Origin of the sequence: Solimonas marina (assembly GCF_012241385.1) — a bacterium.
In the GTDB taxonomy this organism is placed as follows: domain Bacteria; phylum Pseudomonadota; class Gammaproteobacteria; order Nevskiales; family Nevskiaceae; genus Solimonas; species Solimonas marina.
Genome location: NZ_JAAVXB010000016.1, coordinates 43,859 through 57,308 on the forward strand (window position 1 = coordinate 43,859; position 13,450 = coordinate 57,308).

Here is a 13,450-nt window from a genome sequence, read left to right on the forward strand (position 1 = left end):
TCGCAGGCGGCATGAGCGTTTGCGGTGTCGCCCGAGCCTTTCATGCGCCGGCGGATGGCTTGAAGCGAATGGCAACGTCGGCGCGATGCGCGGTTCGTGGAAGCATGGCGCGGCAGGTATCCGCGCAGTTCGAGACTTGTCGGGCTGCTGCTGTCCCGGATATCGGGAATCTGTGCGGGAAGCCGCCGATGGCGGTGCGGAGGATCGATGAATTTTTACAGGCGCATCGCCGGGAGCCGCGTCTATCTGCTGGTTCTCATGGACCTGGAGATACAACGGGCGCAGGATCGGGGGACGTGTTCCAGAATGGGACAGCGATCGCGTCAGCTGCGCGACGACAGAAGCGTCAACGGCGGAAGCGGAGCCTGATCCGCCCGACGACGGGACGGCGCGGGCCGTGTCGCACGGCGTGGGGAAATCGAGGAGAAATGTGATGAGTCAGACGCTGGAAAAGGAATACGACTACGTCGTGATTGGCGGCGGCTCGGCCGGGTGCGTGATGGCAAGCCGTCTGACGGAGACCCCTGAGACTTCGGTCTGCCTGCTGGAGTCGGGCGGGAGCGGCGACAACGTGTTCGTCAACGTTCCTGTCTGCACGGTCGCGATGATGCCCACGAAAATCGGCAATTGGGCCTTCGAGACGCAGCCGCAGGCCGGCCTCAACGGGCGTCGGGGCTATCAGCCGCGCGGGAAGAATCTCGGTGGTTCGTCTGCGATGAACGCGATGGTCTACATCCGCGGTCATCAGTCGGACTACGATCGCTGGAGCGCGCTGGGAAATGCCGGCTGGTCGTATCGGGAGGTGCTGCCGTACTTCATTCGAAACGAAGGCAACGAGCGGATTCGCAATCGATGGCATGGCAATGAGGGGCCCCTGAACGTCGCCGATGTATGTACCGACAATCCGGTCCACGCTCGTTATCTGGAAGCGGCTCGACAGGTCGGGTTCCGGATCACCGACGATTTCAACGGCGCCGACCAGGAGGGTGTCGGTATCTACCAGGTGACCCAGAAGGATGGGCGGCGGTGCAGCGCGGCGCGCGCCTACCTGTTTCCGCATCTGGGCAGGCGGCGGAACCTGGCGGCCTTCACCGGCGCGCACACGCAGAAAATTCTCTTCGAAGGCCGTCGTGCGATCGGCGTCTCGGTCCGGCTGAACGGCGTCGAACACGTGGTTCGGGCACGGCGCGAGGTGATCGTCTCGGCCGGTGCCTTCCAGTCGCCGCAACTCCTGATGCTTTCCGGTATCGGCGATCGTGAAGAATTGCAGCGTCACGGCATTCCCGTGGTGCACCATCTGCCGGGTGTCGGCCGGAACCTCCAGGATCATCCGGACTTCGTCTTCGGGTATCGAAGCACGTATCGCTATGCGATGGGTCTTTCGTTGATGGGCGCGCTGAGGATGATTCGCGAATTCTTCCGGTTCCGGCGTGCGGGCCGCGGTGCCTTTTCGTCCAATTTCGCGGAAGGCGGCGGTTTCCTGAAGACCCGGCCGGAACTGCCGGCGCCCGACGTGCAGTTGCATTTCGTCGTCGCGCTCGTCGACGACCATGCGCGCAAACTGCATCTCGGGCACGGCATCTCGTGTCACGTCTGCCTGCTGAGGCCGCGCAGCACCGGCAGCGTCCGCCTGCGTTCGGCCGACGCTGCCGACGCGCCGCTGATCGATCCGGCGTTCCTGAAGGATCCCCGTGATCTGCAGGATCTGGTGGAAGGATTCAAGCTGACGCGCAGGCTGATGGAAGCGCCCGCGCTGTCCGGCGTCGTCGGCAAGGATCTGTTCACCGCCGGCGTGAAGACCGACCAGCAGATCGCCGACGTGATCCGCGCCCGGGCCGATTCCGTCTATCACCCGGTCGGTACCTGCAAGATGGGGATCGACGAGATGGCGGTCGTCGATCCGCAGCTGCGCGTCCACGGTTGCGAGGCGCTGCGCGTCGTCGACGCTTCGATCATGCCGACGCTCATCGGCGGCAACACCAATGCTCCCGCGATGATGATCGCCGAAAAAGCGGTCGACATGATCCTGGGGCGGATGCCGGTGGCCGCGGAGGCGCCGTCGCCGGTCGCGGAATCGTGCGAGCTCGGAGCGGCGACCGCCTGAACCGGTTCGCACGCGCATCTGCGGGAGCGTCATTGAGAGGCATGGAGCGTCAAACACTGGAAGCACTCCGCGTCCAATCCGGGACAGGCTCGTGTCTCCCGCCCTCTCCTTGGTGGGAGGGCGTTCGTCCCCGGATCACATCCGGGGACCTTTTTCTGTCGGGCGCAACAAAATGAATCGACCGCCCGCCCCGCAGCGGAGCGCGGGCAGGTCCGGAAGGCGGCTACCGGGTTCCCGCTGACCGCTTCCGTTGCTCGGGCTTCGCCTGCCGCTGCGGTCCTCTCTCGATGGGCGCCGAGATTTGCGCGATGAGCTTGCGTGCCGCTTCGACGTAGGGACGCAGCGAGGGATCCGAGGCGTCGGCCTTGTCGACGAAGAGGGTCAGTGTGTCGAAAGACTTCGAGCGATTTCCGCTTTCCCACAGCGCGACGGCTTTCAGATACAGGCCGAAGGTCCAGCCCGCATCCTCCTGCAGCAGGCCGTTCACCAATTGCAGGGCGCGCACCGGGTCGCGATGGCCGAACGTGACGATCCCTGCCAGCATGCGGCGATCCGCCTGAAGGTTTCGTGCGTTGCCGGCGTCGAGCTTGATGACGGCCTGGAGCTGCTCCTCGGCCCTGGCCGGCTCACGCTTGAGCGCATATGCATTGGCCAGATCGATATGGGCGTCGCGGTTGTCGCCATCCAGCGAAAGCGCGTGTCGCAGGTCACTGATCCCGAGATCGGCGCCGGCGGCGCCGAAGACGCGTGTCCAGGAAAATCCGCGGTTGATCCAGGCATCGATCTCGCCGGGGTCGAAGCGCGCCACCTGCGACCAGTATGCGAGCGACGCGGCGGGTTCTTTCCGCCACGTGGTTCTGGCAATTCTTTCCGCATAGGAAACGTCCGGCCCGAGCCGGAAGGCGCGTTCGAGGACGGGCAGAAGCCGTTGCCGCGTCGCGTCGTCGCTGCCGCGCATCCGTTCGTATGCCGCGTATCCGACCGGGTAGGAGCGCACCCGGGCGAGCAGCGGATTGTCTCGGACATGCAGATTGGCGAGCCGGGCAATGGCGCGCAGCTGCTTGATCGAGCCGCCCCATTTGGGCTGGGCACTGTAAGAGAGTGCCAGATAGACGGTGCAGTTGCGCGGCGCGATCTCCAGGGCGGACTGCACCGCCGCAGCTCCCTGTTCCCGGAAGTCACCGTCCAGCTGTGCGGCATTCATCAGGCCGACGTAGGTCGAAATCATCTTCGGCTGGCGCGATGCGACGGTACTCAGGTCGGAGACGGCGAGCTTCAGATTTTCCCGCATGCCGCGCATCTGCGCATCGGACATGTTGCGTGCCCAGCCCGTGCCGCGAGCTTTTTCTGCGAGGCCCAGATAGGCGAAGCCGCGGGCGGCGAGGGCGTATGGGCTGTCCGGGGTCCGCTTCAGCCATTCCTGCGCCGCGGTCAGGCCGCGCCCGTCGGCGGATTCGACGGAGCGGTACGAGAAGATCGTCCGATCGCGCTGAAAGGGATCGCGTGCGATGGCGGCCACCATGCCGGCAAACCGCGCGTCCAGATCGCCAGCCTGGCCGGCCTTCAGCGCAGCCTCGATGGCGGCCAGCTTCGGCGTGCTGTCGTCATGGATCTGCTCGCAATAGGCCTTCGCCAGTCCGTCCGGCCACATCGACTTCAGCGGCGGCGGGTGCGCAATGCACCGCGCCAGCGCGTCCGGCTGCTGCTCGGCAGCAACGATTCGCTCGATGTGATAACGCCACTGCGACGGAATCCGCGAATAATCAAGCGTCGTCGTCGGTGCCTGTGCTTCCGTCCGCATGGCGCACAGACACAGGACGGCAGACAGCAGGATCGACGCCCGGTGAAGAGAGCGGTGCCCGATCGGGCGGCCACGTGGCTTGAGGCTCATCACGATCACCATGGGCGACAAGAGGCACGAAGCGCGCCAAGCATCGATTTGCTGCATCGGCGGCGGCCCGAGCGGCAGTGCCGATATGCGCGGATGCGCTTGCGCGGGAGAACTTCGGTCACCCGAACCGACGGCGCGGGTTTGATGCCACTATCGGCCCCATTTCGCCGATCCGGCGAAGGATGCGGGCGGACGGACCGTCTTGCACAATCACCGGCTGCCGCCGCCACGCTCCCTGCTGACCTTGGCGCCGGCATCCTGCGCGAGATTGTCGATCATGATCATCAAGGCACGCCGCGTCGTGTCGACGTCGGCAGCCGACAAGCTCCGGAGAGCAATGGTGTTGTCGATTCGGGGGAAGCCCATCGTTCTTCGCAGGGATAAAGTGAAGTCGCTGCGATAGCGATTCGGACGTCGCTGTTACCTTCGACTTCGGGCGCGAAATGGGTGCAGCGCTTGCCGCATGCCGAACCGGCCACCATGTGCGGAGCCGGCTACGCTGCGAGTCTCACGCCCGGCTCCGGCCAATAATGAAGCGCTGGCGCGCTTTCTGGCGGCACTGGAGCGTTAAGTGATGCTCTGGGGCGCTGAATTTCATTCGGCACCCCCAAAATTGGGGTTGAGGCTTCGCTCCCCGATCCTGGACGCTATGCCCGGACACGCCGCAACGCCGGGACGCGACGCCGGATGTCCGAGGAACTCGACCCGCCACACACGGGGTTTGGTAACGGGAGACGCCCCTGCGCAACCGAGGAGCCGGTTCATGCAGCGGACGTACTGTTCAAGACGTTTCGCGCGCAGCGGCGGCCGGATCTGAAATCCACACCTCCGACGGCGGGTGTCCCGGCTCGAGCAGGCCGATGTTGCCGGCACCTCGCTTGCCGATGCGACGCTGGCATTGGTCCCGGATGGGTCGAGACATGACACTGTCTTCGGGGTTCATCAATGAGATTCTGGGTTGCACCGTTTCTGCTGCTGGCGGCGCCGCTGGCGCAGGCTGACGATTCCATTCTGCGTGTCGACTGCATGGAGCAGACCGAGGGGGCCAAGGTCTACCTCGACGACGAATACCGCTTCGACTGCTCGGACTATCGCAAGGAGCCGATCGGGGTGGCGGCCGGGACGCACACGCTGCGCGTGGTCAAGCCGATCGACGATGAACACGAACAGATCTTCACACAGACGCTGACGCTCGCTACCGGCGTGCCGCAGCGCGTGCGCGTGACGCTGCCGGCGGCGACGCTGACCGCCTACGGCGTTGAAATGAAGCAGAAGCGCGAGGAAGCGGCGCGCCTTGCGCAGGAGCAGGAGCGCCAGCGCAAGCTCCAGCTTGCGGTCGAGTCCGATCAGAACAAAGCCGCCAGCGGTGACATCGGCGCCATGCGCAGCCTGGCCAGCCGCTACACCGACGGTAACGGCGTCGCTGCCGATGCAGAGCTGGCCAAGCAGTGGCAGCAGAAGGCCGATGCCGCGCAGAAGGAGAAGGACCGTCAGAAGAAGCTCGCCGCGCTGCAGCAGCGGCTCGACGAAAACGATTACTTTCACTACGTGCGCCTGACGCCGTGGATGCTGGAGAACCGGCTCACCGAAGGGGCTTCGACCTATGTCACGTTGCTGCCGTTCGCGACGGTCATGGATCTGATCAGCGTGCCGACCGTCTACAGCACGCGTCGCGATATCTACAAGAACATGGAAGAGCTGGAGACGCATGCCGCGCGGTGGGCCAATCCATCGGCGCTGGTCGGCAAAGCCTACGCCGACAAGTGACGCGCGGGGCGGTATCGTGATGCGCCGCTTCGCCGGCCTCCTGGCCTTATTGGCATTGGCCGGATGTTCGACCTGGCAGCCAGCGGCGGCGCCATCGCGCGCCGTTGCGGGCTGTGCCTCGGCGGCAGAACTGTTGGCATGGCCGGCCACGCCGGATGGCATGCGTGTGCTGCTGCAGCCGCAGGCACGTGCCTGCTCATCGTCGGCGCCAGCAGGGGCGAGCATGGCTGCTGACGAACAAGCCGATCGGCTCTACGCGGCTATCATGCAGGTCGATGCGCTACAGCCGGACGCACGCTTCGATCAGGTCGAGCAACTCGTCGCCGGTGATGCGCCGCACGATCGCGCCGCCTATGCGCGCGAACTTGCCGGCTTTCTGAGCGTGGCGGACTACCCGTGCCGGCATCCGGCGTATGCGTACTACTTCGCTCAGCGCTACGGCAGCAGCGTCAGCTATGGTGCGTGCAGCGACAGCGTCCCGTTCTTCCTGTTTGATCGCAAGCAGGGTGGGCGGCTGGTGCATATCCGTCCGGACCACGTCAGCAGCATTCACGTGATGTTCTCGTCCGGCGGCGACAGCCTGGCGTCGCGTTTTGGCCATGTGTCGCTGCGCTTGATCGTCTGTCCGGACGGGCCGGTCACGGCCGAACGCTGCGAGCGCAATCTGTTCGAGCACGTGGTGCTCGGCTACATGGCGCGTGTCGATGGCCTGCAGATCAACCCGCTCAAGGGCATGGTCGGCGGCTATGCCGCACGTCTGCAAGGCATGAGCTTCATGGAGGCGTATCGCGCCAACACATTGCTGGACGACCGCAATCTGTATTCCGTGCCGTTGAAGATGGATCATGCGCAGGTCGAACAGATCGTTCGCGAGCTGTCCGAAGTGCACTGGCGCTATCGGGGCGACTACCGGTTCTTCACCAACAACTGCGCGACGCTGCTGCAGGACGCGTTGGCTCAGATGGTGGCCGGCTACGCCAGCGACGACGAGTTGGCGCGCGGCTATCTGCGCCCCGACACCTTCTTTGCCGCGCTGCGCCACAGCCCGCTGGTCGACGCACGCTGGCTCGACAAGCCGGCCGAAGCCGAGGCGCGCGGCTATTACTTTCCGAGCAACCGACCGTACTACCGGCAGGCGCGTGAGCTGATTGCGGCGGCGTCGCAGGATTCGCCAGCGGCGACGCTCGACCAATATGCCTCGACACCGGCCAAACTGCGGCTACAGAACATTCTTTCCGATGTGCGTCTAAAGGAGGCGTTCGCCAAGGACGCCCATGTACTCGACGCGCAGATACTGCTCGAGGAGTACACGCTGATGCAGCTGCAGAGCATGCTGACGCAGCGCACGATCGAGCTGCTGTCCAGGCATGACGTCGTCGCCGGGCTGTCGGACCTGGCGGCGGATTTAGGGCCGGCGCCGGAACGTGAATTCTTCACGCAGTGCTATCTCGAACCGCTGGCAGCGTTGCATCGGCAGCTGCCACGCGCCGACGGCATTCCGGACGACGCTTTTCTCGACGCGCACTACCGGCAGGCCGTCGACTGCAATGACATCGGTGAGCGCCTGAAAGTGTCCGGCTTGGTCGCTGCGCGCATGCAGCAGATCGAGCCGGGCTTTATCGCCTTGCGTGACATCGGTCGCCAGATCGATCTGACGCTGGCCAATATCTCGATGCTCAAGGGGTTGATGTGAACGCAAGGACGATGTTTTCTGTGGCGCTGGTCGCAGCCACGCTGGCTGTGCATGCCGCGCTCGCCGACACCGAGCCCGCCACTGCCGAACCGCAGGCCCAGGACGGGCAGCAGAACATGCTGCAACTGCTCGACCAGCTCGATCAGCTCGACAAGACGGACCGCAGCGACTTCGATGCCGCGATCGAGCGTGTCTACCAGTGCTCGGACAAGGAAGATTTCAAGTGCGCCGATCAGCAGCTCAAGCGGGCCGGCGCGCTGGTCTACGACGATGCCGCCAAGCAATCGCTGGCGCAGGCGTCGAAGTATCGCAGCGAGCGGTATCAGTTCATGAAGGACGAGAAAGAGCGGGTGGCGATGCAGGAGCGCATGAGTGAGTGCTCCGACAGCTGTCCAATCTCTCGCGAATACAAGCAGTGCGTCAACGGAAACCGCTCGCCGCACAGCTGCGACGAACCGCAGCAGCAGTATCAGGGGCCGAGCACGCTGGACATGCTCAATTCCGCCCTGATCGGCATGAAGCAGAACATGGAGCAATCGTTCGCGCAGCAGCAGGCGCAGCTCAAGCAGCAACAACAGATGCTTGCCGAGCAGCGGCGTCAGCGCGAGCAGGCCCAGGAGGAGCGTCGCCGGCAGATTGAACGCCAGCGTCAGCAGCAGACCGCTGCCGCCGAACAGCAGGAAGCCGAACTCAAACGCATGCGCGAGCAGCAGGAGTTGGCGCGCCGGCGTGCTGAGGAAAAGCAGAAGCGTGAGTTGGCCGCCCGGCAGGTGCGTGAGGCCCGAGAACGTGAGCAACAGGCGCGAGAACTCGCACGGCAGCAGCAGGAGGCCGAGAAGGAGCAGCGCAAAGCGAACTATCTGGCGCAGCTCAAACAGGGTGCCCGCTTGCGGGGCATGAGCTGTTATGGCGGAAAGTACGTTGCTGGAGCGCTGCCGAAGATTCGTCCGACCGAGGTCGAGTGTGTCGACGTGCACTTCACGGTGCAGTGTCCCAACAGCAGCACAATCGTTCACCGAGGCGTCCTGCACAATATCGTCAGCAACGGCGAGGCCAGTTGCTACGGCGATTCGGCCGAAGTGCCGAAGACGCTCGCCTGCGATGCGGAAGATTTTGTCGTTCGTGCCGCCGAGGTTACGGGGTGCCAACTCTAGGCGTCGGAAGTGTCCGTCTCGAGACCCGAGACTTCAGAGGTATGGGGAGGATGGCTGCGTAGGCGGTGGATCGTGGAGGATCGGCGGTGGCGGCGTGGATCGTCTCGGGCATCCATAGGCTGCGCTGGCGTCTGCGCGATCGTGTTGCGCTTCGGCACCACGCACGGAGTGAAAGCGATACCGTAGCGAGCGTGCACGCGCTCCACTGTGCCTGCGCGCTGTTGGCGCCAGCGTTGTCAGCGTTCTGCGACGCGGCATGCGGTTCACCGCCGATCTCCCTATTGCTAGCGGCCCGAGGTGGAGAGATCGATGCTTTGGGGTTTTCTCGTGCTCGTGCCACAAACAGCACCGGCGTGCTATCGGCCAGCGATGAGTGTGGGCGGCGTGTGAGTGCTGCCATCCTGCTGCGCTTTTTGCAGACGCTCCGCGGCTGACATGAGCGCAGGCCCCTGTAAGCCGATGCCGATAGCGGTCGAGCACGGCACGCGGCATGATCATGGCTAGGCCGGCGGGACGGTAAGTCGAGCGGCCTCGGATAGATCTGGCCGGACTCGTCGCAGAGATGGTCAGGCCGATCGGGAAGAGGGGGAGCCCCCATGTTCGATTCGTTGCAGGTACGTCGTCGTTACGCGGTCGGGGATCAGCTGCGCCTGTCGCCGGGGTTGCGGATGCAGGTGCGGCGATGGGCCGAGCAGGAACATGCCGTGACGCGGCGCCTGCTGGCGGCGATCACGCGTGAGTTCCCGAGTACGCAATGCTGCGCAATACCGTCCATGGCGAGCAGCTGCGACGGCATTGCAACATGGCGATCCTGACGTGGTATCACGCGCTGCTCAGCGGGCGCAGTTTTACCGTAGTGGATCTGCGGCAAGTGGCGCGCATGGGCGCAGAAAAATACCGGATCGGTGCATCGCTCGGCGCCCTGATGCAGGCGATTCGCGTGGGCGCCGCCTTCTGTTGGAATGATCTGCTCGAACTCGGGCGGCGCGATCCGGCGCTGACCGATGAAGTCTTCTACGAAATTTCCAGCTTCTTTCTCTACCACTTCGATCTGATGAGCGAGGCAGTGATGCGCGGCTATATGGTCGAGCAATCCGCCGCGCTCGAAGAACGGACACGCGGACCGCAGCGGTTTGCTGATCAGGCGCATGTCGGTCAACGTTTGTCGCGGCGCGAGTTCGATGTGCTCCGCCTGTTGCAGCAGGGGCTGTCGAACCGCCAGATCGCCGTAGCGATTCACGTTTCAGAAGATACAGTGAAGTATCATCTGCGGAATATCTACGGCAAGCTTGGTGTGCACCGCCGCACCGAAGCGATCGCCAACGCGCATCGTGCGACGCTTTGAGAAGCTTCCCCAGATTGTGACGCCCGAATCGGGCGGGAGGGTGTAGGAGGACTTCCAGGTGGCGGCTGCCCGAACCCGCAGCCAGCATCGGTCCCTGGTTCTGGTTTGTCTTCGGGCAGCTTCGAGTGATGCCGATCGGGTGCCCTTCGCCGCGCGCTGATCAAGCCGCCCGAGTCCGAAGCCTCCGGTGCAGCGCTCGGGTTCGATATTTTCCGTTCACGCCGTCGGCGGCGTGATACGGTACTTCCACGCCTCAGCGCAGTTGAACGAAACAGAATCGCTCGATCATCCTGAGCAAGTTCTTCTGGTTCAGGCCGTTCGTCTTCGAGAGCACGCTTTTCATCTGCTTGCGCACGGTATCAAGCGCCACACCGCGGGTTTCGGCGTGCTCTGCCAGACTGATGCCGCTGACCAATGCCCCGAGCGTATCGGTTTCGCTCGGCGTCAGTGAAAACAGGCCGGCGAATTTTTGAATCTCGTATTCGTTCGGCGGCGCCTCATTGAACAATGGCACGATCTGCACCATCAGCATCGAAAGCGCGGCGCCGAGCCCGGGAATTGGAGAAAAGCGGACGCCGTACTGATTGCCGGCCCGGTCTTCCATCAGGGCGACGCTTTCCTCGCTGCCCTGCATGGAGCCCAGCGCGGCAAGTGCCATATTGAGCACTCGATTCGCTGTGGCCTCGCGGAACACTAATCTGCCATGTCGAAGTGACACCAGCCGCGTCTGCACCAGATCCTCGGCGAAGCCATTCGTGCGCAAGACCTTGCCTTCGATCGACAGCACCACCAGCGCACGCCCACGGCGCGACAGCAGATCTTCAAGCGCTACAAGCTGCCCTTTGGCGCGTTGCATCTCAATGCACAGACGAAGCGCTTGACGGACATGCGGGAACGCGCGCTCGAGCAGGGCGATGCTCCCTTTCTCGAACGGTGCAAGCGATGGGGTCGAAAAGCCCAGCCAGCTGACGTGTCCATCCAGCCCGAGTTGTGCGCCGGTGACGTTGAACAGGCCCAGGGGACGAAAGCATTCCTGATAGACAACGCTGGCTTCCCGCTCTTCGTCGGACCAGAGCATGTCGCCATGCAGAATTTTCCCGACCGGCGCGTCCATGATGCGAGGGATGCGGATGTCCTGAGGGAAATAATCGTTGCAATATGCCTCGTGGAGGTCGAGGTCACGCGAATGGACTGCAACAGCATCCGCCCCGGACGAGAGGTTATTGGCGTAAAAATGAATGTACTGGCCGCCGATCAGAGCGTTGAGCGCGTGCAGTGCACCTTCCCATTTCTCCGGATCGACGCCGGCCTCGTATATCCGCAGCAGAATCGAGTCGAAATCGTCAATCATCGCCGGCTCCCCGCCCCTTGCTTGACCTGCAAGATACCGGCCACGATCGGGTGAGGCGGTGACGCCCGTCAAGACGCCTTCAAGACAAGACGGGCATTGGCGAGAAGTGAGCCAATCCTGGCGCGGCAGGCGGCGGTGCCGTTTTCGTGGCTCTGCTGCTTGCGATATCTGCTGGCTTCTTTGAGGAAATCCAATGTTTCCATTGTCTTCCCGGAACCGGGTTTTGAACCTTGGGGCCGAGACGGGATGTCGGTGCGGACCTGTCGTTGTGGCTGCGCAAGGACCGGACGCCCGGTTCGGGTCGAAAGGCGGCACTTACGTCCGCCCGCCGAAAACTTCAGCGTTGCAGCTGATCGGTTTCGCTGCGCGCCTGCATCGTGTTACCCGGCGTTGCACACTCGCCGATTGTGTTGTCTGCGCGGAAACGGCTCGTCATCCCTGGCGTCGACCGACAGGCGATCCAGTTGACATCCGTGCCGGCCGCTTTCGCGTCGTGTAACTGCACCGGCATTTGCGTACGCGGTGCGAGCACCTGCATGGTCGGCACCTGTGTGTCGGCGGCGCCACAGGCACGCGGTCCTGCGGCGGGGTCATCGACGCAGTACGACACGACGACGGGGTAGTCGCAGCGATTGAACAGCGTTGCCGTTGCCTGGTCGCCATGCAGCAGGCGGTATCGCGTGTGCAGGGCGATGCAATGGTCGTCACCTGCGGAGATCATGCCACGGGTGGGCGTGCCGGCTGCATCTGTGCTGCCGTCGGCAAAGGCCAGGTTGCTGATCGCGCACAACGGCAGCAGCAACATCGCCGTCATTGCCGATTTCAGTGTCATCGATGTTGCGTATTTCATAGCGATTCCCCTCTCGTGGTACGGGTGCGGCGCGCAAAGCGGCGACGCAGATTCCTGAATGCGATCTGCCGGTGACTCGGCATGACGCCCGATGGCGGCGCGTGCCGCATCAATCAGATGCGGCAGCTGCTACGGATAGATGCAGCAGGGGTGCGAGAGGTTTAGTGGCGCTCGACGGCCGGTGCGGGAGAAGCGCTCCCGAATTCAATACGACCAAGAAAGATATCGAGGAACTGCCTCGGATCAGCGTGGATTCCATCGAGATAGTCGAGGACATCCATCAGGTCCATGCGCACGACGCCACGTTCGAGTTTCGACAGCACGCTCTGACTGGTGCCCATGCGCTTGGCAAGCTCAACCTGCGTGACATCGGCTTCGTTGCGAAGCTCGATCAGCAGATCAATCAGCGTCCGGTATTCCGGTGCGTACCGCGATTTTCGTGATCTCGGCATAGCCTTGCCCGTCCAGGGCAGGCCAAGCTATAGTCCAAACGAGAATATGAAAAACAGGACTATTTGTCGGTATTAGGCAGGTGCGACCGACCAGGTTGGGGGCTACATGGACGTTAATGAACACCCATCATCGGGTGCGGTCATCAGGACGAATGCGGTCAGCCTGGCCTCGCAGGTCATGCTGTGCATCGAGACGGACGAAGGCGCGCTTCACGTCTTCACGCTCGATACCGCTCGAACGGTCTCGTTGATCGGTCAACTCGAAGCGGCCTATTGCCGGCAGTTCCTGCTTTCGATTGGTGGTCGGAACTCGTCGCGATCACCACCCAGCGACTGAAGGACCTTCGAGCGGCCAACTCTCATGCCGAAGCAGGGCTCCGTGAAATGGCTTGCCGTATGGGTATCGTGAATCAGGGCGACATCCTGCTTGTCCCCATCGCTCAAATTCCTGAAGGATGCCGAGAAATTCCATCAGACGGTGGGCACATCGTGCTCGTCATCGATGAGGCTACGGGACATTCGTACTCCATAGTCCCAACCGTTGGGACTGTTGAGTCCAGGCCTCGGCTATTCGCTGGGGCTGATGGCATGCGATACTTCGAAGTCCCAAGTGCATCGACCCTCACGCACAAGGAATACCCAACGGAGCCCGTTCCTCGTGGGTGCTACAAAATTCCCATCGTGACGCGCATTACGGAATACGATCCGAAGTACCGAGGACTTGGGCTCGTGATGAGTCCACGATTGGCGTACGGCATTAGGCATCTGACCTTTTCGAGCTGACGCCAGTCGAACGGTCCCATCTGGGGCAGTTCCTACTTCGATTGATGATTGGAACTCGTG

13 protein-coding genes and 1 pseudogene are annotated in these 13,450 nt (G+C 63.2%); 8 read left to right on the forward strand and 6 right to left on the reverse strand.

Features of this window, described 5'->3' with window-relative positions; genetic code table 11:
• Positions 1 to 445: 445 nt before the first annotated feature.
• On the forward strand, positions 446 to 2,104 hold the full coding sequence (locus tag G7Y82_RS19665) for a GMC family oxidoreductase (protein WP_168149884.1): 1,659 nt from the start codon (positions 446 to 448) through the stop codon (positions 2,102 to 2,104).
• Positions 2,105 to 2,327: 223 nt separating this feature from the next.
• On the opposite strand, the gene G7Y82_RS19670 is transcribed toward G7Y82_RS19665, so the two are convergent.
• Both G7Y82_RS19670 and G7Y82_RS19675 read right to left on the reverse strand, forming a co-directional pair.
• Entirely contained in the window at positions 2,328 to 4,052 is a 1,725-nt protein-coding gene (locus G7Y82_RS19670) for a tetratricopeptide repeat protein (RefSeq protein WP_168149843.1), read from the reverse strand.
• Between the two features lie 153 nt (positions 4,053 to 4,205).
• A complete protein-coding gene (locus G7Y82_RS19675) occupies positions 4,206 to 4,361 on the reverse strand; it encodes a hypothetical protein (RefSeq protein WP_168149844.1) in 156 nt (51 codons plus the stop codon).
• A 579-nt stretch (positions 4,362 to 4,940) separates the two neighbouring features.
• On the opposite strand from G7Y82_RS19675, the gene G7Y82_RS19680 reads away from it, so the two are divergent.
• The 5 genes and pseudogenes from G7Y82_RS19680 to G7Y82_RS22035 all read left to right on the forward strand — a co-directional run bounded on the left by G7Y82_RS19680 (position 4,941) and on the right by G7Y82_RS22035 (position 9,954).
• Positions 4,941 to 5,762: an SEL1-like repeat protein gene (locus G7Y82_RS19680; RefSeq protein ID WP_168149845.1), complete on the forward strand. Its 822-nt coding sequence runs from the start codon at positions 4,941 to 4,943 to the stop codon at positions 5,760 to 5,762.
• 223 nt (positions 5,763 to 5,985) lie between these two features.
• Positions 5,986 to 7,455: a lipoprotein N-acyltransferase Lnb domain-containing protein gene (locus G7Y82_RS19685; protein WP_168149846.1), complete on the forward strand. Its 1,470-nt coding sequence runs from the start codon at positions 5,986 to 5,988 to the stop codon at positions 7,453 to 7,455.
• Positions 7,456 to 7,475: 20 nt separating this feature from the next.
• Positions 7,476 to 8,609 (forward strand): DUF1682 domain-containing protein, encoded by a 1,134-nt coding sequence (locus tag G7Y82_RS19690; RefSeq protein ID WP_168149847.1) that lies wholly within the window; start codon positions 7,476 to 7,478, stop codon positions 8,607 to 8,609.
• 751 nt (positions 8,610 to 9,360) lie between these two features.
• A pseudogene (locus G7Y82_RS22030) lies at positions 9,361 to 9,717 on the forward strand (RsbRD N-terminal domain-containing protein); the annotation flags it as partial.
• A complete protein-coding gene (locus G7Y82_RS22035; protein WP_494546254.1) occupies positions 9,691 to 9,954 on the forward strand; it encodes a response regulator transcription factor in 264 nt (87 codons plus the stop codon). The pseudogene G7Y82_RS22030 and the gene G7Y82_RS22035, both read left to right, overlap by 27 nt.
• Before the next feature lie 253 nt (positions 9,955 to 10,207).
• On the opposite strand, the gene G7Y82_RS19700 is transcribed toward G7Y82_RS22035, so the two are convergent.
• From G7Y82_RS19700 to G7Y82_RS19710, 4 genes are all read right to left on the reverse strand, one after another.
• Positions 10,208 to 11,305, reverse strand: a complete 1,098-nt coding sequence (locus tag G7Y82_RS19700) for a helix-turn-helix transcriptional regulator (protein ID WP_168149849.1) — start codon at positions 11,303 to 11,305, stop codon at positions 10,208 to 10,210.
• A 68-nt stretch (positions 11,306 to 11,373) separates the two neighbouring features.
• Entirely contained in the window at positions 11,374 to 11,508 is a 135-nt protein-coding gene (locus tag G7Y82_RS21795) for a hypothetical protein (RefSeq protein WP_277346367.1), read from the reverse strand.
• Between the two features lie 134 nt (positions 11,509 to 11,642).
• Positions 11,643 to 12,155 (reverse strand): hypothetical protein, encoded by a 513-nt coding sequence (locus G7Y82_RS19705; RefSeq protein WP_168149850.1) that lies wholly within the window; start codon positions 12,153 to 12,155, stop codon positions 11,643 to 11,645.
• Between the two features lie 161 nt (positions 12,156 to 12,316).
• Positions 12,317 to 12,607 (reverse strand): helix-turn-helix domain-containing protein, encoded by a 291-nt coding sequence (locus G7Y82_RS19710; protein WP_168149851.1) that lies wholly within the window; start codon positions 12,605 to 12,607, stop codon positions 12,317 to 12,319.
• A 106-nt stretch (positions 12,608 to 12,713) separates the two neighbouring features.
• On the opposite strand from G7Y82_RS19710, the gene G7Y82_RS19715 reads away from it, so the two are divergent.
• Together G7Y82_RS19715 and G7Y82_RS22040 are read left to right on the forward strand one after the other, a co-directional pair.
• A complete protein-coding gene (locus G7Y82_RS19715; protein WP_168149852.1) occupies positions 12,714 to 12,944 on the forward strand; it encodes a hypothetical protein in 231 nt (76 codons plus the stop codon).
• Between the two features lie 59 nt (positions 12,945 to 13,003).
• Complete coding sequence (locus tag G7Y82_RS22040) at positions 13,004 to 13,390, forward strand: DUF8820 family protein (RefSeq protein WP_494546253.1); 387 nt, start codon at positions 13,004 to 13,006, stop codon at positions 13,388 to 13,390.
• The last annotated feature ends 60 nt before the right edge of the window (positions 13,391 to 13,450 follow it).